This window comes from Paraburkholderia sp. J76 (assembly GCF_905220295.1).
Classification (GTDB): Bacteria; Pseudomonadota; Gammaproteobacteria; order Burkholderiales; family Burkholderiaceae; genus Paraburkholderia.
Map to the genome: position 1 here is coordinate 1 of NZ_CAJMZJ010000021.1, position 20783 is coordinate 20783.

The 20783-nt window shown below is 62.2% G+C and carries 15 protein-coding genes; 4 read left to right on the forward strand and 11 right to left on the reverse strand.

The annotated features are described in order from the left end of the window. Positions 1 to 617: 617 nt before the first annotated feature. From U5768_RS29435 to U5768_RS29445, 3 genes are all read right to left on the reverse strand, one after another. Positions 618 to 1655 (reverse strand): ParB/RepB/Spo0J family partition protein, encoded by a 1038-nt coding sequence (locus tag U5768_RS29435; RefSeq protein ID WP_322033841.1) that lies wholly within the window; start codon positions 1653 to 1655, stop codon positions 618 to 620. Then, complete coding sequence (gene parA, locus U5768_RS29440) at positions 1645 to 2331, reverse strand: ParA family partition ATPase (RefSeq protein ID WP_322033842.1); 687 nt, start codon at positions 2329 to 2331, stop codon at positions 1645 to 1647. The genes U5768_RS29435 and parA overlap by 11 nt, the downstream gene beginning before the upstream one ends. A gap of 915 nt (positions 2332 to 3246) precedes the next feature. Continuing rightward, on the reverse strand, positions 3247 to 4620 hold the full coding sequence (locus tag U5768_RS29445) for a replication initiation protein (protein WP_322033910.1): 1374 nt from the start codon (positions 4618 to 4620) through the stop codon (positions 3247 to 3249). Between the two features lie 1484 nt (positions 4621 to 6104). On the opposite strand from U5768_RS29445, the gene U5768_RS29450 reads away from it, so the two are divergent. Beyond that, positions 6105 to 6281, forward strand: coding sequence for a hypothetical protein (locus tag U5768_RS29450; RefSeq protein ID WP_322033843.1), 177 nt, complete (start codon positions 6105 to 6107; stop codon positions 6279 to 6281). Between the two features lie 447 nt (positions 6282 to 6728). Beyond that, entirely contained in the window at positions 6729 to 6989 is a 261-nt protein-coding gene (locus tag U5768_RS29455) for a helix-turn-helix domain-containing protein (RefSeq protein ID WP_322033911.1), read from the forward strand. Positions 6990 to 7544: 555 nt separating this feature from the next. Here U5768_RS29455 and U5768_RS29460 read toward each other — a convergent pair. Both U5768_RS29460 and U5768_RS29465 read right to left on the reverse strand, forming a co-directional pair. Beyond that, complete coding sequence (locus tag U5768_RS29460) at positions 7545 to 8987, reverse strand: MFS transporter (protein ID WP_322033844.1); 1443 nt, start codon at positions 8985 to 8987, stop codon at positions 7545 to 7547. 45 nt (positions 8988 to 9032) lie between these two features. Beyond that, on the reverse strand, positions 9033 to 9635 hold the full coding sequence (locus U5768_RS29465; RefSeq protein WP_322033845.1) for a TetR/AcrR family transcriptional regulator: 603 nt from the start codon (positions 9633 to 9635) through the stop codon (positions 9033 to 9035). Between the two features lie 174 nt (positions 9636 to 9809). Between U5768_RS29465 and U5768_RS29470 the strand changes: the two genes are divergently transcribed. Further along, positions 9810 to 10898, forward strand: a complete 1089-nt coding sequence (locus U5768_RS29470) for an HPP family protein (RefSeq protein ID WP_322033846.1) — start codon at positions 9810 to 9812, stop codon at positions 10896 to 10898. Between the two features lie 7 nt (positions 10899 to 10905). On the opposite strand, the gene U5768_RS29475 is transcribed toward U5768_RS29470, so the two are convergent. Further along, positions 10906 to 11904: a sodium:calcium antiporter gene (locus U5768_RS29475; protein ID WP_322033847.1), complete on the reverse strand. Its 999-nt coding sequence runs from the start codon at positions 11902 to 11904 to the stop codon at positions 10906 to 10908. 773 nt (positions 11905 to 12677) lie between these two features. Here U5768_RS29475 and ugpB point away from each other — a divergent pair. Then, the gene (gene ugpB, locus U5768_RS29480; protein WP_322033848.1) at positions 12678 to 14024 is read left to right on the forward strand and encodes a sn-glycerol-3-phosphate ABC transporter substrate-binding protein UgpB; all 1347 of its coding nucleotides are present in this window, start codon (positions 12678 to 12680) and stop codon (positions 14022 to 14024) included. Between the two features lie 87 nt (positions 14025 to 14111). On the opposite strand, the gene U5768_RS29485 is transcribed toward ugpB, so the two are convergent. The 5 genes from U5768_RS29485 to U5768_RS29505 form a co-directional block, all read right to left on the reverse strand. Next, positions 14112 to 15968, reverse strand: coding sequence for an acyl-CoA dehydrogenase (locus U5768_RS29485; protein ID WP_322033849.1), 1857 nt, complete (start codon positions 15966 to 15968; stop codon positions 14112 to 14114). 111 nt (positions 15969 to 16079) lie between these two features. Next, the gene (locus tag U5768_RS29490; RefSeq protein ID WP_322033850.1) at positions 16080 to 17102 is read right to left on the reverse strand and encodes a CaiB/BaiF CoA-transferase family protein; all 1023 of its coding nucleotides are present in this window, start codon (positions 17100 to 17102) and stop codon (positions 16080 to 16082) included. A gap of 44 nt (positions 17103 to 17146) precedes the next feature. Beyond that, complete coding sequence (locus tag U5768_RS29495) at positions 17147 to 18277, reverse strand: acyl-CoA dehydrogenase family protein (RefSeq protein ID WP_322033851.1); 1131 nt, start codon at positions 18275 to 18277, stop codon at positions 17147 to 17149. Positions 18278 to 18359: 82 nt separating this feature from the next. After that, positions 18360 to 19895 carry an acyl-CoA synthetase gene (locus U5768_RS29500; RefSeq protein ID WP_322033852.1) on the reverse strand — a complete coding sequence of 512 codons (1536 nt, stop codon included), beginning with the start codon at positions 19893 to 19895 and terminating at the stop codon, positions 18360 to 18362. Further along, positions 19874 to 20719, reverse strand: coding sequence for an IclR family transcriptional regulator (locus tag U5768_RS29505; RefSeq protein ID WP_322033853.1), 846 nt, complete (start codon positions 20717 to 20719; stop codon positions 19874 to 19876). The genes U5768_RS29500 and U5768_RS29505 overlap by 22 nt, the downstream gene beginning before the upstream one ends. Positions 20720 to 20783: the final 64 nt, after the last annotated feature.

Consider the following 20783-nt stretch of genomic DNA (forward strand, 5'->3'; position numbering starts at 1 on the left):
CGGAGGTAGTCGTTTTCGTCGCCGCGGGACTGCGGGCTACCCGAGGCTCGAGCGGCTCCGGTTGTTTGGGTGGCGGGACGACTTTGGTACACCTGCATGACGGCTCCTGTATTCACTTTCGTTTTAACCAGGAGGCGGCAACAAAAAACCCGCCTCTTGGGGCGGGTTGTTGTCACTGCTGCGAGACGTGCGCTAACCCACCATTCGTTGAATGGTGCGAATAATCAGCGCAATCGTGACAAGGCGGCAGTTCATGTCTGTGAGAATGACCTGGAGGACGAAGGTTGTCAATTGCGCACAAGCTTCTGCCTTTTGATGGACTACAAATTACGTTCTATTTGTTACGTTTCTTGAGGTAGATGACTTTCTTTGCCGTTAGGTGCGTAAAAAATGTGTTTGAGCCCCACTCCGCAGGCGATACTCCGTGAAACATTCTAGAAAATACGTCATAACTCATTGTTTATAAACGGCTATATCTGAATCTCGATGTCTTCACGTCTGTTTCACGGATTCGACCCCGGTCGCTTCTTTCGATTGCGGGAGGACGACGGTTAGCCAATGAAAAAGGGCGTCTTTGACGCCCTTCCCTGCACGCCATTCAGCCGCATTCGCGACCGTCAGGTCGCTTCAGACGGATCCATTTCCGACGCCCACTGCTCGATGGCGGCCTTCACACGTTCGGCCAGGCGCTGCTGATCAGCGGGGGCGATGCCCTTCAGACTCAGCTCCGCCCGCCCGTCGCCGAACAGTTTCAGTTCGCCCAACGCGACGCCATCCCGTCGATTGAACTGGACGCGCGACTGGTAATGCGTGCGGCGCGGTCCCACGCTGCGCGCACCCGCTTCAGCCGATGCCGCCGCCTCGAGCTTGCGCACACTCGCCTTCCCTTCGATCACCTGCTGAAGCCAATGCTCGGCGACTGTGGCGCCCGCGCGGTCGAAGATCAGCTTGATGTTGTACGCGTGTCCAAGTCCGACATCCTTGCGATTCTGAGCCATTCGCTGCAGCAGATAAGGCGGCAGCGACGTGAGCGCAATCACCTTGCTGATGTGCTTCGGATCTTCGCCTACGGCCACGCCAAGTTCGACCTGGTCGACGTACACGCGGTCATCGAGCAGTTTCTTCCATGCAAGCGCGTCGTCGAATACGGTCTGCTCCTCGCGTTCCTTGTTGGCGTGATAGGCGCGCAGATACAGATTCTGGTTGTCGAGGCCTTCGCGGACATCAGCGTCGATGAACTTGTCGCCGCGCGAACGCGCAGCGCGAATACGCCGCTCGCCGTCGACGATCACATACTGGCCGGGAAACGCCGCGAGTTTCGTGACCAGGATCGGCGTAATCTGCCCTTGCGTCGCGAAGCTCTCTGCCAGCTCGTCAATCGTCTCGGCGCTGTAGAACGCGCGCGGGTTGTACGGATTGGAGACGACGGCTTCGACCGGAATCTTTCGAACGGCGTGCAGCGAAAGCGGTGCCTCGGAGATTTCGGAAGGCCGTGGGGCCGGCGTGTCGGCGACATCGGGTGGGGCGCTCGGTGCGCCAGCATCGCGTTGCGCGATATTGACGACATCGGCTTCGGCGAGACGCTCGCCAGCCGAAACGCGCTCGGCGGCCATACCTGCGCGCACCTTGCTGGTGAAATTCAGCTTAGCGGCCATCGACGACCTCCTCTTCTTCCTGAACAAGCGCAATGATCTCGTTGTAGACGGCGCTAATCTCGTCCTTCGCGACCTTCGTTCCGCGCACACCGCGCACGTCGTAGACGGTGCGACCAAGCGCTGCCGTCTGTCGATAGAGTTCCCGCTGCTTGATGGTTGCAGCGAACACCCGGACATTGCTTTCGGCAAGGATGGCGCTCATCTGCGTGTGCAGCAATGTCTTCGAATTAGATTTATTCAACAAAATTGCGAACTTTCCAGCGGGATTGGCGACACGGGTACGCTCGACCAACTCCATCATTCCTTCGCTACTCCAGATGTCGATCGGCGAAGCATCTGTCGGGATGACCGTCGCGTCAGCGACCGCAAGCACGCGTGCGGTAGTGAGGTCGTTGATATTGGGCGGACAGTCGACGATGACGACGTCGTAGTCGTTCGCCAGCGCGGCGATTTCAGGCCCAATCATCTTCTCCAGCTTATGGATGCTGCCCACACGGAACGGCAGAGGTGTTTCGGGACCAGCCGCCGCACACCAACTCATGCAAGATTGCTGACCGTCGGCATCTGCAACATAGACCTTATAACCCTCAGCCTGAAATGCCCCGGCCAGATTCATGCTGGTGGTAGTTTTGCCAACCCCACCTTTCTGGTTCGCTACGGCTATCACGAGACCCATTCGTTTCTCCATGCAATTGTTCAACAGCGGACGAGCCTCCCGGCACACTCTCCACGTGGAGACTCCAGCAAGTCATTCCGGAGTCTAACGGCAACTTAAAGTAAATTCTAGGATTTCTGCCTCAGACGTTGCCGGTTCACAACCAAATGGCTAAACGGATAAGGGAGTGGGAGCAATGAGTTGCGTTGAATGGCGGTTGAATTGGAGGAATTGGGATGTTTCATCGCGGCGACGGTGATCTCCACGTGGAGATTGAACACTGGACATTGACGATGTCACGCGACGCTGCGCAGGATTGTCGGTGGGCTCGCGTACCGGAGGGAGAGGAATAAGGTACGCGAAGTGGGTAGCATGACCCGTTCGTCGATGGGAATCTCGGCCCAGCGCTGAATCTCCACGTGGAGATTCCGCCCGGCTCGATGCGGAGCAGCTAGTGGAGGCGGTGAATCGGCGGATACGCGATTCGGCCGCGACGTGAAACCATTGATTCTCCACGTGGAGAATCAGCGATGGGCATTAAGAGCGCTTATAAGATGGACGTATCAACGAAGCCATCGTAGCGAGCAGTATCCTGTTATGAGTCTGCAGTAGATCGGCACACACATTGTCCGCACCAAAGAATGGACTCTCCACGTGGAGATCAACGATAGACGACAACCTACCGAAGTCGCATCGGCACCTAGAGTCCCCGGGATGGGGCACATAAATGACTGTGAGGCATTCACGCACTCGGAATGGAGCAGCCGGGAAAACGCGAGATCATCTTTCAGGGCAGGGGCATCAGATTTATATTTAGCTACAATTTTTAGGTCGCTATATTTATCCAAATTTTCTTGTTCGCGACCCTATCTGCACACGGAGAATCACCCAAAAAAATGGCGGCCGGAGCCGCCATCTTCCTGTCCTTCTGTCACCTCACTCGTCCCGCGCTTTCAACGCAAGCTCGATATCCCCAGCCTGTACACCTTCGGCGCCTGCTGGTGCCTGTTGTCCACTCAACAAGAATTCGAGCAGGTCAGCAGCAGTCGGCTGCCCCCAAGTGTCCAGTACCACCCACCGGAAGAAGTTCGTCGATGCCATCTTGCTCGGCACCTTCGTTGTCGACACCTTGAGCTTGTCCATGCCGACCGTCTCGTTGTAGCGCTTGATCAGCGCGGTCTGGTCGTCGTACTCGAGTTCGTTGAAGTAGGCGCGCGCCTCGTTGATCTTCGCGGCGATATAGCGGTCCTTCACCTGATCCTGGCTTTCGCGCGCACGGCTCGCGTCGGCAGCGGGCGCGGCAGCATTTGCTCCGGGCAACTCGTAGCCTTCCGTCAACGCCTTGCGGAAGTACGCCGCAACGTTCGCCAGTGGCGCTGCGTTTTTCTGCGCCACGCGCGCCGCCGTATACGCCACAGCGGTACGAATCTTCTCTTCGCCGTACTGCTTGAGCAGGCGCCGCGCTTCGGAAACCGGAATGCTGAACTTCGACATCTCCCCGATCAGCAGCGTCTCGTTTGCCCGCAGTTCCTGGGATGGGTCGGTCTCCGGTTTGCGGGTAACACGGAACTGCAGCGCGACAACCGAGCGTCCCACCTTGTGCTCGATAAGCTCGAACATGTGATCCGAAATCTCGTTCACTTCCTTGATGCAGGGCACCAGCACGCGGCTCTTGAACTGCTTGTAGAGCTTGTACGATTGCGCCGAAGTATCTTGCCCAAGGATCAGGTCGCGCAGCGTCGCGAGCGGAAAGCGCGCCGTCACACCCACGGCCTCGTAGCGGACGACGTTCTCCCACAGCGCGAGCGAATGCGCCTTCCTGAACTGACGCGTGATGCGCATGTCGATCATCGCGTATATTTCAGGATTGAGCAGTTCGCCGCGAATCTGCTCGGAAAAGGTATAGCGCAATACCGATCGCTCGAGTTCCGCGCCGGCAAGCAAACCGGACGCCTTCCAGATGCTGCGCTTGTCCTGCGTGAGGTAGTCCCAGTTGACGACCGTGCTGATAAGCGAATTGATCGTTTCCTTGACGTACTCGGTGTTGTTGCTGTTCAGATCAACGTCCTGGGAGAGGGCGGAAATCGTGATTTCGAACGATGAGCGGCCGCGATCAAGGGAATCCTGGCGAATGGCGTTCTTGATCAGCGAGCTGAACATCTTGCGCTGCTGCAAGCTGATCGACCCGGACTTCGGTGCGATATGGATCGCCGGGACGGCCTTGCGGAACAGATCAGGCGGCTGGCCTTGCTGGAATACGAGTGCACCTTGTTTGTCGGCGTCGCCGGCTTCGGCCTTTTTTCTTGCCATATGACCCACGTTGAAAGGGAACCTGGTCGGTTGGTAACTGTATACCAAGCGAACAGGTGACTCAAGGCCGCGAACGCAATCGTGGCGCAGCACGACACCCGAGGGCGTAAAGCATTGACAGTCAGAGATTTTTCAACTTACCGGCCATCGCGAAACCTCTTCGGACACCGGGAATAGATTCCGCGTAAAGACCCATAACCTGTGACCTTCGGCTCCGGAAGTCCGGAGGAACGTCCCATAGACGGCGACCTTTCAGCTGAATGTGAGTACTCACTCCAAATAACTAGCCCTAAAAGGTAGCCGTCCATGGGACTTTTCGCTTGGCGCGCCCAAGGATGGCTGCGTGTCCTTCTGCCAAGCGTTTGTGCGCCCAAGGCGCCCATAAACGGTGACCTTAAGCGACTCCCATAACTGGCTACCCAGGCTGACGCAAAATCCGCCTTGCTAGATCGGCGCATCTATCTTTTGCTCCCATAACGGGCAACCCAAAGGAGATCCCATAGCTTGTTACCTTCGTTGGGCCATGCTGGCCCATGGAAGGATGCACGCGGAGGGGGCGATTCGCCCCCCGGACCGCCCACATCTTCTTCTTCGAAAAGCCACCATATCCGGTTACCCAAGCAAGCTCCCAAAAACGGTTACCTGAGTCCATGCGAAAAGCGCTCAAGAACGCCCTCGCGCACGGCAAACCGTCCCATAACTGGAGACCTTCCCAGGCTCCCATAAACAGCGACCTACAGCCAAATTTGCTCCTTTTCCCATAGTGGGCGACCTTCTTCCCATATCCACAACCCGTAAACCCCATGCCCGGCTACCGAAGTCCCATATCCACAACCCGAAACTCCCATACCCGGGACCGCAAATCCCATAACGCGCCACCAAATCGGCCGCAAAGCCTTGCCTGATAAGGGTTTGCGGCGGCTAAAGGTTTACTAAAGTTGTTAAAGCGTAAAAGGTAAACACTGAAACACGCGTTCGATGAGAAAGACGTCTCCCAAAACCGGGGACCTTAACGCATGTAAGTGGTCACCAACCTCCGCAACCCCATTCCTGGTTACCTAGCGGGTCTAGTGACGCGGGGTCGACACCATAAATCACTACCTAAGGCGCATTTTCCTCACGCTTAACATTCAAATATGTCGTTAAGTTTATGATTTAAAAAGATAATATATCTTATGGTATCCGTCTATGGTGTCACTTCTTCGCTCAAGGTAACTGCATATGGGATTGGATTGACTGGCGGTCCAAGACGTCCGTGTAGGAACAGCGAAGGCCTTCCGGCCGGCCCCTGGCCGAAGCGTAGTTCAGTTCCCAAAAAGCGCGCACGTGAAATCCCTATGCTTGAACAGCGCCCCTCCCATGTCTGGTTACCCCGTTCAGGTCACCGGATATGGGAACGAGCATCGGTCCCAATCGGCCGATACCCAGCGGACCAGATAAAGCTCCGCGGTATCCAGCCAAGGTGCACTGCACAAAACATCTCGGTGACCTTCCATGCGCGCAGCTTCTGCTGTCACTCCGAAATCGCGGGAAAGGTCCACCTCGGCGGCGGCGTGCTGCGGCAGGCGATCGCGGCGATACACATCGGCGAGACGTTGCTGGGCGGCTTCGATATCGGCGGCGTAGTTGTCATCGTCAGCGTGCGGCTCGTCGCTCCTTAAGTCCCCGTATCACGTCCGCATGGGTGACCTCGCGAGTCTGCTTGACGAACGGGTAGCTGTGACATTCCTGTTGCGTCAAATTCCGATGTGCGCCACGTGCGCGACGAACTACTAAAGGCATTGTTCGGCGGCGGCCTCCGTCATCGCGCTCGACGGCACATTACTCTCCGCGCTGCACGGCATTCTTCCCGGACCTGCGACGGCCACCACCGGCGCGACGATCATCGCCATGCTCAGGCATCGAAACGCGCACGAGCGAGCGCTCGAAGGTGCTGTGCGCGGGTGCCGATGCTTGCTTTCGCTGTCCGTTTTCGTTCATCGAAATGCACGAGCGCATGCACGCGCTTTTGCGCACCGTGGCGACGTGCATGATGCATAGCCTGCGCGGGCCGCCACCGGCGCACAACCCGTCCGGAGCGCGCACAACTCGACGCGGGTACGCGTGAGATCGAGGAGGGCGCGCCCCGCGAGTATTTTCTCGTCGAACGTTTGCTGCGTCAGACCAATGTACCCGTACCGCGCGAACAGACGATCCGTTACGCGCGGCCCGAGAAGGACGACATCGACGCTTCGACGGTCAACGTCGTCGTTTCGCGGCTGCGTCGCAAGCTCGCGCGTCAAGGCATCGAAGTGCGCATCGAAACCATCAGCCGCTACAACTATCAGCTCACGTTGCCCGCGTTCAATGGATGCCTTGCACCGAGGTAACCGTTTGTGGGAACCGGTTACCTATCCGGAGCCGGACGCATGGGTTTGTTAACGTCGAAAAGGAAACGGCACGCTGGGTGCGTGCCGTTACTCCAGCGCTTGAAAAGCCCCCCTGTCGTGCTCAGTGTGCGTACAGCGTGGAGTTCGGATACGCAAGCTGACCGTCCTGTTCAGCCTGAACCACTTCGTGGTAGGCCTCGGCACGCGTCTTTTCATGCATGGCTTGCCCATAAGGCGGTACCCATCCGTCGGCGCCGAGGTTTGTGCAAAAGCGGACGTGGTGGCAACGAAGCCGGCGAGCGCCGCGATGATCATGAGAGCCTTCATGTGACTATTCCTTCGAAGGTGAGATCGATGCAGCACCATGAAGAAATGTTGATCGGCGTGAGGTCGTGCTCGCCGATTTCGTCAGGAATGCGTAGCATACGGTGGCGCGCGAATCCGGCGAGGTTGAAACTGCTCAGATTTCCCCTCATGGCGGTATCGCGTGCGCAATGTGTTAATCAAGAGGCCCGAAAGATGGCCATTGTTTCATGCAGCACGCGGCGCTAGCACTTACTCCGTGACCTCTTTGCGCAATTGCAGCGCGAGATGATTGCGTCCACCGGCGAGAAACGCGGCAATGAAAAGCAGAAGGCCGATTATCGCAACGGTCGTTGCAAACGCGCGAGCGACCTGCGCGCCGCTCGATTGCGGCCCGGCAAGCGCGAAAAACAAGCCGCCGAGCAGGGCTACGGCGAGCGCCGCGCTCACCTGCAACACCGAGCTGACGAGCCCCGCGGCGAGACCCGACCAGCGTCGGTCGACACATTCGACATTGCGCCTGACGAGCGCGGGCAACGCCACGCCCTGACCGAAGCCGATCAGAAAGAGCGGCGCGTTCAGCGCGTGGAGCGAAGCCGCGTGAATAAGCATCGCAGTCCAAAGTAATCCGCAACCTTCGATGACCATGCCCGCCGCCGCCGCGCGATGCCCGAACCGGCGCACGATTAGCGGATTGAGCAGCGGTCCGATCAGAAAGCCCACGCCCAGGGGCAGAATGCGCAATCCCACTTCGAGCGGGGCGAGCCCGAGCGTACGCTGCACGTAAATGGCAAACATCATGAAGAACGGTGCGAGCGAATAAAAGAAGAGCGTGGCAACGAGCCCGCGCACGAGCCCAGGCGCCGCGAAGATGATCGGCGGCACGAGCGCATCGCGCCCGGCGTTCGCCACGCGTGCCTCATAGCGCCAGAAGAGCGCGAACAGCGGCGCGGCGCCAATGAGCAGCGCCCACGTCCAGACCGGCCAGCCGCGCTCGCGGCCTTCGATCAGCGGGACCACGAGCGCGGCGAGCGCCAGGGCGAGCAAGACCATGCCGCCGGGATCGAGCTTCGCGGGGTGCTCCGAGCGGCTTTCACGCACGAGCCAGTACGCCGCGGGCGCGGCCACGATCACCACAGGCAGGTTGATGAGAAAAATGCTGCGCCAGCCAAGCCCAAAAGCGTTGGCCGAAACGAGCACGCCGCCGAGCGCCTGGCCGGCCACGGCGGCGATGCCGTAAGCGGTGCCGAACAGGCTGAGCGCGAGCCCCTTCTGATGCACGGGAAAAAGCGCATGGATCGACGCGAGCGCCTGAGGCGCCATGACGGCCGCGGCGGCGCCCTGAAGGATACGCCCCGTCACCAGCGCAGCGGGCGAACTGGCGAGCCCGCAGACCGCCGAAGCGGCCGCGAACGCCAAAATTCCCGCGAGGAAGATGCGCCGCCTGCCGTACAGGTCGCCCAGCCGGCCGCCAGTGATGAGAAAGATGGCGTACGTCGCCGCATAGGCGGAGATCACCAGTTGCGCGATGGCGGGGCTGGCGTGCAGGTCGGCCTGCATGGACGGCAGCGCGACGTTGACGATGAAGAAGTCGAGCGGCGGCAACAGCGTGCCCGTTAGCAGCACGGTTAACGCCCACCAGGTGCGTGCGCCCGCGCGCGCGGTGGGCAATTCCACAGTAGAAACGGTTGTCATACGGCCTCCATATGGAACTAATCGGTTCCTAATTAGCCAAAAAAACTAGCGGATGGCACTCAGCGCGATTTCAGCAATCGCATCGATCGCCTTTTCGCCGGCGTCGGTTTTGCCCAGCACGCGCATGCCTTCGATCGTGCAGAGCAGGAAGCGCGCGAGATCGTTTGCGTTCTGGTCGGCAGCCAGTTCGCCCGCTGCCTGGCCACGCTGGATCGCGCCGGCGAACAGCGCCTGCATGCGCGCGAACATCTGCGTAACGCGTGCCTTCACTTCGGCGTCGAAGGGCAGGCATTCGGTGGCGGCGGCTGTGACGGGACAGCCCGCAAGCCCTTCGAGACCCACGGAAAGGCGCACGTAATGACGCAGCGCCTCGCGTAGAGCGGTGCGCGCCGAAGCGTGCCGCAGGTTGCGCGTGAGCCGCGCAATACCGCGCTCGCTATAGAAGTCGAGCGCGGCGAGAAAGAGTTGGTGCTTGTCGCCGAACGCTTTGTAGAGGCTGCCGCGCGAGAGCTGCGTGCCTTCGATCAGATCGGGCAGCGACGTGGCGGCATAGCCGCGGGCGCGAAATACCTCCAGCGCGTTCTGCACGGCTTCCTGCTCGTCGAATTCGCGCGGACGGCCGGGGCCGGAACGGGTATCGGATTTCATGTGGATATTTTAGACCAAACGATTCCGAATTGCAGGAAAAATCGTATGCCACAAACTCAAACATGCATACAGAATGAATTATATGTACGCACAGAAATATCAATTGTTGATATTTGGCGCGCGTCGGTAATCTTGCCGACATACCGACCATCGAGCCTGCCAGCAAGCCCCACTATGCACCGCACCGCACTCATCGAATGGCTGACGGGTTTCGTGCCCAACCCGGCCGCGCCGCAATGGCGCGAGCGCGGCCGGCGTTGTGGCGGGGCGTTGATCGGCATCGCGTTCACGGGGCTCGCCACCCACCTGATGTTCGGCGCGACGGGCGATATTCCGGTGCTCGTGGCTCCCATGGGGGCCTCCGCGGTGCTGCTCTTCGGCGCATCGGACAGCCCGCTTGCGCAGCCATGGTCGATTCTCGGCGGCAACTTCGTTTCCGCACTCGTGGGCGTGGCGTGCGCGCGATGGATCGCCTCGCCAGTCGCGGCGGCGTCCGTGGCGGTGGCGCTCGCGATCTGCGCGATGTTCCTGTGCCGCTGCGTGCATCCGCCTTCAGGCGCGGTCGCGCTGACCGCCGTGCTTGGCGGCCCGGCTGTTCATGCGTCAGGTTTTCACTTCGTGCTCGCGCCTGTCGCGTTCCAGTCGGTCGCGTTGCTGAGCGCCGCGCTTCTCTACCACGCGCTGACCGGGCACCGCTATCCGCGCGCTGCGTTCCGTCCCACGCCGCAGGCCGTTGCTTCGCCGCTTGCCGCGCTCTCGCAACATCTGCTGGAGCCGTTGGAACTCCCGCAGAAATCGTTCGAACAACTAACTTGCGAGGAAATCATGTCGATCGGCTGTCCCGCCGTGCCCGCGACGATGGGTGCGCGGGCGGCCCACGAAATGTTCCGCCGCCACGGTGCCTCGACGCTGCCCGTCGTCGACGCGATGGACCGCGTGGTTGGCGTCGTCACGCATCACGCGCTCGGCGACCTGACGCCGTCGGCGGGCCTCGAGCGCATCCGGAGCGCGCTGCAACGCACGCTGCGGCGCGAGTCGACGCGTATGGAGGAAACGGTGGAAGCCGTGATGGCGGCCGGGGTGCACGCGGTCCATCGGGCCACGCCGATCGCGCACCTGGTGCCGATCTTCGTCGAGCAAGCCTGCCACGACATTCCGGTGATGGACGATGCGCGGCGGCTGGTTGGGGTGGTCAGGCATTCGGACATGATCCGCTGGCTCCATCACCACGCAGGCGCAGCCCAGGCCGCCGCCGCGGCCTGAGTTTGCGTCACACCACGAACAGCAGCGCCGCGAACACCGCATAAAGCCAGCCGACGTGCGTGAGTTGCTGGCTGCGCACCTTCGGCGCGCGAAACGCCCATTGCAGGAACAGGATCGCGACCATGGTCGTCACGGCCGCGAGAATCGAAGGCGTGCCGAGGTGCCATGGCGTGAAGAACAGACCGAACGCCGTGGGAATGGTGGCCTGAATCATCATCGCGCCGCTGATGTTCGCCAGCGCCAGCCGCTCCTTGCCCTGACGCACCCAGATGATCGCGTTCATGATTTCGGGCAGCTCGGTTGCGATCGGGCTGAACAATACGGCGCTCAACTGCGGGCTCAGACCGAGCCACGGCCCCACGGCTCCGATCTGCTGCACGAACAGGTGCGATGCCGCGAAGATCACGGCGAGCGCGCCCAGCGTCTGTAGCGCAATCCACACCATGGCCGGATTTTCATCGCGCGGGCGCAGCTTTAGCGGCTCGAGATCGCCTTCCACCTCGCCGCCATCTTCGGCGGAAAGCTCCTTCCAGCAGTAGAGCGCATAGGCCGCGAGAAACGCGATTCCCAGCAGGGGTTTGAAGCTGAACACCACGAGCCCGAGCGCGATCTTCGCGACGAAGATCGCGAGGAACCAGAGCTGGTCCCGGCGCAGGCGGCGCGTATTCACATCGACGGTGGCCGCGCGTTCGCGGCCCACGCGCTTCGCTGTCGCAAGCAACGCGAAGCCCACTACGGCATAGGCGATCGTGCTGAGCGCGAGCGGGCCGCCAATCGCGGCGCCCACGCCGATTTCCTTGTGCGCGGGATCGCCGCTGAACGCGACGGCAACGAGCGTAACGACGCTCTCGGGCAGCGCCGTGCCGAAAGCGGCGAGGATCGTGCCGGTGGCGGTTTGTGTGACCTTGAGCTTGTGGCCCAGCCACTCGATGCTATTAACGAAAGTCTCGCAGGACAAATAGATGATGCCGGCCGCGGCAATGAGCAAGGCGAACGTCAGGATCATGACGAACGCTCCGTGGCGCAAAAGCAGGGGGAATGCGGGGCGAGACGAGTCATTATTTTTGCCGTTATGTGCGAGCCGGGCACCGAAACCATGACGCTTCCCTTCGCCCGGCCCGGGTGAAAGGGAAAACGTCATAGGTCTCGTCAGGCCGCGCAGTGGCAGCGATACACTGCGGCACCTTGCAATACGGCTGCCGACGCCACGGTGCAGACGCACCAATTATGTTGACGGCGGCGCAACGCCGAAGCTGGCGTTGCAGACTACTCCCCTAAGACAGGGAGGCGATTATAGCCGAAGTTCATGGCAGCGGGCGGTTTCGCGCGCGCCGCGCGCTGGTGTCGCTTTTTTCGTGGCCCCTTTTTCCGATTGATAAGAATACCTAATTAAACTGTTCGACGGCGCGCATAATACGCGTTCGGGCTGCGCATCCACGAGCAAAAACGAGGCGTTCGGCTTCGTGCTGAAAATCCGCGAGCCCGACTACCCCTGGGCGGCCTGGATGGAACCGGGCGCGCCGCGCCCGCTCTGTTTCTCCTGCCACGATCCCGCAAGCAATTGACGCGCCGCCGCACGAGCCATCACACGGGCGTCCCATTCGCTGTGCTACCCTTGCCCTGCCTTGGGCCGAGGGTGCCGAGCGCTCGTACGAGCGACCGCCGGCGGACGGCCCGGTGTATTGAAGTCGAGAATCGAAGTCCTGAACCAAAGTCCCGAGCCGCGCTTTATCGCGCGCGTGCATCGGGACAACGATCAATAACAGGAAGAAGACCCAGATGAAAAAGCACGAGACACAACGCGCAGGTTCGCGCGGTCGCTTGCGCGCGCTGGTTGCCGCTGCGGTGCTGGCGGGCGGCGCGCAAGCCGCGCATGCCGCCACCGAAATCCAGTTCTGGCACGCCATGGAATCCGAACTCGGCCAGCGCGTGAACGAGATCGCACAGCAGTTCAATGCGTCGCAGAGCGAATACAAGATCGTGCCCGTCTTCAAGGGCACCTACGACCAGACGCTCGCCGCCGGCATCGCCGCGTATCGCAGCGGGGACGCGCCTGCCATCCTGCAGGTGTACGAAGTCGGCACCGCCACGATGATGAACGCGAAGAAAGCCGTGCTGCCCGTGTACGACGTGATGAAGACCGCCGGCGTGCCGCTCGACGAAAAGGGCTTCGTGCCGACCATCGCGAGCTACTACAGCGACGCAAAAACGGGACATCTCGTGTCGATGCCGTTCAACAGCTCGACGCCGGTGCTCTACTACAACCGCGACGCCTTCAAGAAAGCAGGCCTGCCCGACGCGCCCCCGAAAACCTGGCCCGAAGTCGCGGCGGATGCCGCGAAGCTCAAGGCATCGGGCATGAGTTGCGGCTTCACCACGGGCTGGCAGGGCTGGATCCAGATCGAGAACTACAGCGCGTGGCATGGCGCGCCGATCGCGACGCGCAACAACGGTTTCGACGGCCTCGATGCGCAGCTCGAAATCAACAAGCCGCTGCAGGTCGCGCATGTCGCCTTCCTGCAAAATATGGTCAAGCAGGGCACGTTCACCTATGTCGGTCGCAAGGACGAGGCCAATGCCAAGTTCTACAGCGGCGACTGCGGGATCATGATGGGCTCGTCGGGTGCGCTCGCGAACGTCCAGCAATATGCGAAGTTCAAGTTCGGCACCGGCATGATGCCGTATGACCCGAGCGTGAAGGGCGCGCCGCAGAACGCCATCATCGGCGGAGCGAGCTTGTGGGTGCTGGGCGGCAAGAACCCCGAGGTCTACAAGGGCGTGGCGAAGTTCCTCGCTTACCTGAGTTCGCCGGCCGTGGCCGCGAAGTGGCATCAGGACACGGGCTATCTGCCGGTCACGAAGGCCGCCTACGAACTGACGCAGCAACAGGGTTTCTACGCGTCGCACCCCGGCGCCGACACCGCCACGAAACAGATGCTCAACAAACCGCCGCTGCCGTGGACCAAGGGCCTGCGCCTTGGCAACATGCCGCAGATCCGCACGGTCGTCGACGAAGAACTCGAACAGGTGTGGACGGGCGCGAAGACGCCGCAACAGGCGCTCGACTCGGCCAGTTCGCGCGGCAACGAACTGCTCAGGCGCTTCGAGCAGCAGGCGGCCAACTAACGTTCGCGCGCTGGTGAAGGAAAGCGATGCCTCGCGAGGAGGCATCGCTGTGTTTTCGCTCGAAGCAGTTGCCGCAGGAGCGTCGGGTCAGAACCAGGCGTCTTGCATGTCCAGCGTCGTGCGGTCGAGCGAGGCGAGCAGATCGAACTGCGCGTTTGTCTTCGGCAGTTCCCACGCAAAGAAATAAGCGGCCGCGGCTAGCTTGCCGCGATAGAAGTCCGCCTCCTCGCCGCTTGCCTGCGTGCGCGTCGCGAGCGCCGCGCATGCCACGAGCGCCTGTTCGAGCCACACCCAGGCCATGACCACGTGGCCGAACGCTTCCAGGTACACCGAAGCATTGGCGAGCGTCACCGCCGGGTCGCCTGCTGCCCACAACTGCCGCGTGACTTCCGTGAGCCGACGCAGCGCCGCTTCGAGCGAGCGCGCGTGAGCGCCGTCTTCGTCGGCGCCGGACGAATGCGCGCGATCGAGCGTCGCCTGCACACGCTCCACAAAGATCTTGAGCGCCGCACCGTCCTTGATAACGACCTTGCGGCCGAGCAGGTCGAGCCCCTGAATCCCGTGCGTGCCTTCGTGAATCGGATTGAGTCGGTTGTCGCGATAGAACTGCTCGACGTTGTACTCGCGCGTGTAGCCATAACCGCCGTGTACCTGAATGGCGAGATCGTTGGCGGCGAGACACCATTGCGAAGGCCAGCTTTTCGCAATGGGCGTGAGCAGGTCGAGCAGCAGAGATAGCGATTCGCGTTGCGCTCCGCTGGCGGCGTTCGCTTCGTCCACGAGTTTGGCGCACCAGAGGTTGAGCGCGAGCGCGCCTTCCACATAGCTCTTTTGCGCAAGCAGCATGCGGCGCACGTCGGCATGTTCGACAAGGCGCACTTGCGGCGAAGCCGGGTCCTTGCCCGCCGCGCCCAGCGGACGCCCTTGAGGACGATTGCGCGCGTAGTCGAGCGCATGCAGATAGCCGGTATAACCGAGCATGGTCGCGCCGAGCCCCACGCCAATGCGGGCCTCGTTCATCATATGGAACATGTACGCGAGGCCCTGATGCGGCTCGCCCACGAGATAGCCGATCGCGCCTGCCCGGCCGCCCGGCGTGTACTTCGTGCCTTCGCCGAAATTCAGCAGGCAGTTCGTCGTGCCGCGGTACCCCATCTTGTGATTGAGGCCCGCGAGCACGACGTCGTTGCGCTCGCCGCGCGTGCCGTCTTCGTTCACGAGGAATTTCGGCACGACGAATAGCGAAATGCCTTTTACGCCCGGAATGAGTTTGCCGTCGGGGCCGGGAATCTTGGCGAGCACGAGGTGCACGATGTTCTCGGAAAGCTCGTGCTCGCCGCCCGAGATCCACATCTTGTTGCCGCGCAGACGATATTGCGCGCCCACCGGAGAGTCGCATTCGAAGTCGGCGCGCGTGGCGACATCGGAAAGCGAAGAGCCCGCCTGCGGCTCGGAAAGACACATCGTGCCGAAATAGCGGCCTTCCAGTTCGGGCCGCACGAAGGTGTCGATCTGCTTTGCGCTGCCGTGCGCGAGCAGCAGGTTCGCGTTGCCGATGGTGAGGAACGGATAGGCGCTCGTGCCCACGTTCGCTCCCTTGAACCACGCGAAACCCGCCTTCTCCACGACGAGCGGCAATTGCATGCCGCCGTATGCGTAGTCCTGGCCCGCGGCCATCAAGCCTGCGTCGCTGAATGCCTTCAACGCCGTCTTGACCTCGGGGATGATGGTGATCGCTTCGCCGTCGAAGTGCGGTTCGTGCTGATCGTTTTTCTTGTTGTGCGGCGCGAAGAGGTCCGTGGCGATCTTCTCGCAGGTGTCGAGCGCGGCGTCGAAGGTCTCTCTCGAGTGGTCGGCGTAACGCGCGATGCGCGTGAGGCTTTCGACATCGAGCCATTCGTAGAGCAGGAAGTTCAGATCGCGACGGGAAAGGATCAGCGACATGGCGGAAGGGTCTCGCATCTTGAGAGAAGAAGTTGAGAGACTACCTAAAATAGAACGATCGTGCTATTGATAATTTCTCCGGGTGAGAGATAAAAATAGGGCCGTGCCACGTTAGCTGCCTTCGCAGCCGTAGCTCAGGAAACGCGGCGCACATTGCGGCTGCCACGCACCGCCGCTTTGCGCAAACGCGCCGCGCGCACTGTTGTGCGCATCGAGCGGCGCTTCCGCCAGACTTAGCACGGGCGTGACGCACGCGTCGCTGCCCGCGAACGCGGCGGCCCATTCGTCGCGCGTGCGCGTCGCGATCGCCTGCGCGATGCGCGACTGTACACGCGGCCAGTGCGCGCGGTCGCGTTGCGGCAGTTCGAGCAGATCTTCCGCGCCAATCCCCTTCATGAATGCCGCATAAAACTGCGGCTCGATGCAGCCCACGGCGATATAACGGTTGTCCGCGCAACGATACGTGCGATAGAACGGCGCGCCGCCGTCGAGCAGATTCGTGCCGCGCTCGTCCTGCCAGTGCCCCGCCGCATAGAAGCCGTACATCATGCTCATGAGCATGGCTGCGCCATCGGTCATCGCGGCATCGACCACGCAGCCCGCTCCCGTCGCTCGCGCGCGCAGAATCGCGGCCACGACGCCGAACGCTAGCAGCATGCCACCGCCGCCGAAGTCGCCGACCAGATTCAGCGGCACCACGGGCTCGCCGCCCGCGAGACCCACCGCATGCAGCGCCCCCGAGATCGCGATGTAGTTGATGTCGTGGCCCGCCGTGTGCGCGAGCGGCCCCGTTTGGCCCCAGCCGGTCATGCGTCCGTAGACGAGCGAGGCACGCCGCGCATGGCAGACTTCGGGGCCAAGCCCTAGCCGTTCCATCACGCCTGGGCGAAAGCCTTCGATCAGCGCATCGGCGCTCGCGATCAGATCGAGTGCGCGGGCCACGTCGTCGCGGCGCTTGAGATCGAGCGCGACGCATTCGCGCCCGCGCGCAAGCGGTCCCGATGGCGCGGCGGCCCCTTCGCGGCCGATGCAGATCACGCGCGCGCCCATTTGCGCGAGCAGCATGCCGCAGAACGGCGCGGGACCGAGCCCCGCGAACTCCACGACGGTAACGCCTTCCAAAGGCTTGATCATGTGTGCGTACCTGCCTGCTTCGCGTGGTGTCGATTCACGCGCCGTCACAGCGTGCGCGCGATGATTTCCTTCATGATCTCGTCGGTGCCGCCGTAGATGCGCATGACGCGCGCATCCACCCACGCGGTGCCCACCACATATTCGGACATGTAGCCGTAGCCCCCGTGCAACTGCAGGAATTCGTCGAGCAACTGGTTCTGCAGTTCGGTGGCGTTGAGCTTCGCCATGGCGGCGTCCACGGGCGAAAGCTCGCGCCGCAGGTGCCGCGCAATGCAGTGATCGACATAGGTGCGCACCATCTCCGCTTTCGCGCGCGCATGCGCGAGCTTGAAGCGCGCGTTCTGGAAGTCGAAGATGGCCTGGCCGAATACCTTGCGGTCGCGCGTATAACGGATCGTGCGCTCGAGCATGCCCTCGATCGACGCGGCCGCGCGCACCGCGATCACGAGCCGCTCCTGCGCCAGTTCGCGCATGAGATACGAGAACCCCTGGTTCTCCTCACCAAGCCGCTGCGTGACGGGCACGCGAACGTCCTCGAAGAACAGCTCGGACGTGTCCTGCGCGCGCAGACCGATCTTGTCGAGCTTGCGGCCCTTGCCGAAGCCGGGCGTGCCTTCTTCCACCACGATGAGCGAAACGCCCTTGCCGCCCAGTTCGGGCGCGGTCTTGCACACCACGATCACGAGGCTCGCGTTCTGTCCGTTCGTAATGAAGGTCTTCTGGCCGTTGATGACGTAGTGGTCTCCGTCCTTGCGCGCCGTGGTGCGGACCGACTTAAGATCGCTGCCGGTGCCAGGTTCGGTCATGGCGATGGCGCCGATATGCTCGCCGCTCGCGAGCTTCGGCAGCCACTCGCGCTTTTGCTCCTCGGTGCCATACGCGAAGATATAAGGCGCGACGATGTCCGAATGCAGCGGAAAGCCGACACCGCTCGCGTTCACGCGCGCCAGTTCCTCGATCATGATGGCCGCGTGGCCGAAGTCGCCGCCACCGCCGCCGTACTCCTCGGCAATCGTGCAGCAAAGCAGGCCTTCCTCGCCCGCGCGCCGCCATACCGACTTCGGCACAATGCCTTCTGTTTCCCATTGATGATGAAACGGCACGATTTCGCGCTCGATAAATCGCCTCGCCTGTTCGCGAAATATTTCGTGATCGTCGCGGAATACGGTGCGCATGCTTTATGTCTCCAGTACTTTTATTGCTTCGTTATCCGTACAAAACGGACTCAAGCGGATTCAAGCAGACTCAAGCGGAAAGCTAGCGGTAGCGTTCCTTGAGAATGCGCCGCAGCAGCTTGCCGTTGTCGTGGCGCGGTAGCGCTTCCTCGAAATCGATCGAGCGCGGCACCTTGATGTGCGAAAGGCGCTCGCGGCAGAACGCGATCAATTCCTCGGCAAGCTGCGGCGTGGCGGCGTCGCGCTCGCGCGGCTGCACCACGGCCTTCACGGCCTCGCCGAACTCGGGGTGCGGCACGCCGATCACGGCCGCATCGGCCACAGAGGGATGTTCGGCGAGCACGTTCTCGATTTCCTGCGGATACACGTTCACGCCGCCGCTGATGATGAGATCCACGCGCCGGTCGCTCAGGTACAAGTAGCCTTGCGCATCGACATGGCCGATGTCGCCGTAGGTCGCCCAGCCGTGGCGGTTGTAAACGCTGCGCGTCTTCACCGGATCGTTGTGGTACTCGAACGAAGGACCGCCTTCGAAAAACACGCGGCCAACCTCGCCCGCAGGAAGTTCGTGATCCTCATCATCGATGATATGGATCTGTCCATATTTCGAGCGTCCCACCGAGCCACGATGCGCGAGCCACTCTTGCGAGTCGATCGCGGTAAGCCCCACGCTTTCGGAGCCCGCGTAATACTCGTAGATCACCGGGCCGAACCACGCGATCATCTGCTCCTTGACGTGCGGCGGGCAGGGGGCAGCGGCGTGAATCGCCACGCGCAAACTGCTCACGTCGTATTGCGCACGCGTGGTCTTGGGCAGATTGAGCAGCCGGATGAACATCGTCGGCACCCACTGGCTGTGCGTGACGCGGTAGCGTGCGATGGCGTCGAGCGCGGCCTCGGCGTCGAACTTGTTCAGCACGATGGCGCGTCCGCCCGTGTGCAGCAGGCGCATGAGGTAGCGCAGCGGCGCGGCGTGGTAGAGCGGCGCGGTGCTCAGGTACACGGAGTCTGCGTCGAAGCCGAACGTCTTGCGCCACGCCGCCGTTTCGGTGTCGTCGGCATCGCGCTGCCCGAATGGCACGAGCGGCTTGCGGATGCCTTTGGGCAGGCCGGTCGTGCCCGACGAATAGAGGAAGTCGCGACCGCGCGGCAGGGGCGGCAACGGCGCGCTGGCATCGACAGCGGCCAGCGCCGTTTCGAGCGAGGCGAAACCGGGCAGCCCTTCGGAACCGCCCGCCACGAAGCAGGCAACGTCCTGCGCCGCGCCCTCGGCCACGAGCGTCGCGGCGAGTTCGTGCATGGCCTGCGAGACGATCAGCACCTTCGCGCCGCAGTCCTTGAGAACGTGCGCGGCCTCGCGCGTTTTCAACTGGATGCTGATGGGCGTGTAGTAGAGGCCCGCGCGCTCGGCGCCGATGGCGATGACGGCGAGCGCCGGATGATTCTCGAACAGCAGCGCGATGCCGTCGCCGGGTTGCAGGCCGAGGCCGAGAAGCCAGTGCGCGATGCGCTCCGCGCGTTCGTCCAGCTCCCTGTAGGTGATGCTCTCGTTGAGTGCGGGGAAGCACAGGGCTTCCCGCGTGGGTGCAGCTACAGCTAGTTCGCGGACACGCTCCACGGTCTCGTCTCCATGTCATGCGCGGCCCCAGTCATGCTGCCGAGCGCTGCCTCCACGCGCCTGACGAGCGACATCAGCCGGGGGGCGATGTCGTCGGTCAACTGGTTGCCGCTGATGTTGAAAACTGCAATCGAACAGCTAAAAACCCAATATTCGTCGTCGATCGGGGCCGACAACGGAATTGCCACCGAATGGATCTCGCGCTGCATGTCGCCGTGCGAGATCGTGCAGCCGTGCGCGCGCAATTCCTGTTGTGCCTGCGCGAGCCGCTGCGCGAGCAGTTCGCCCTTCGCGGGGTCGCGCGACAGCGTTTCCTGCAGGTACTGCTCGCGCTGCGCGCCCGGCACCGTCCACAGGTACGCGCGGCCCGACGCCGTGCGCGAAAGCGAGAGCCGCGTGCCCGTTTCCGAGCGGTACACCGCGCTGCCTTCGCCCTGAATCACCTCGGCGTACGCCATGTTCAGGCGATAGCCCACCGCGAGCGTGACCTGACCCTGGCAGTAGTCGGCCAGCTCCTGCATCATCGGCCGCGCGATCTGGCGGATCGTCATGCGGCCGAGGGCCGGGGCGGCGAGGCTCAGCATCTCCGTGCCGAGCACATATTTCGAAATGCGCTCCGAGTAGCGCAGCAGGCCGAACTCCGCGAGCGTGTTGATGAGCCGCAGCGCCGTGGGCTTGGGCAGCCCCGTACGCTCGACCAGATCGCGCGCCGACAGCTCCGCGTCCCCCATGGAAAAGCACTGCAGGATCCGGATGCCGCGCGCGAGCGCGCTTACGAGCTGCGAGTCGGCGTCGTCGGTGCGGGGGTTGGCCTGGTCGTTCATATGCGGTCCTTCGTCGGAGTTAGGGCGTGGCGCGCCGCGCGGTTATGGCTCGGCTCGCAGCAAA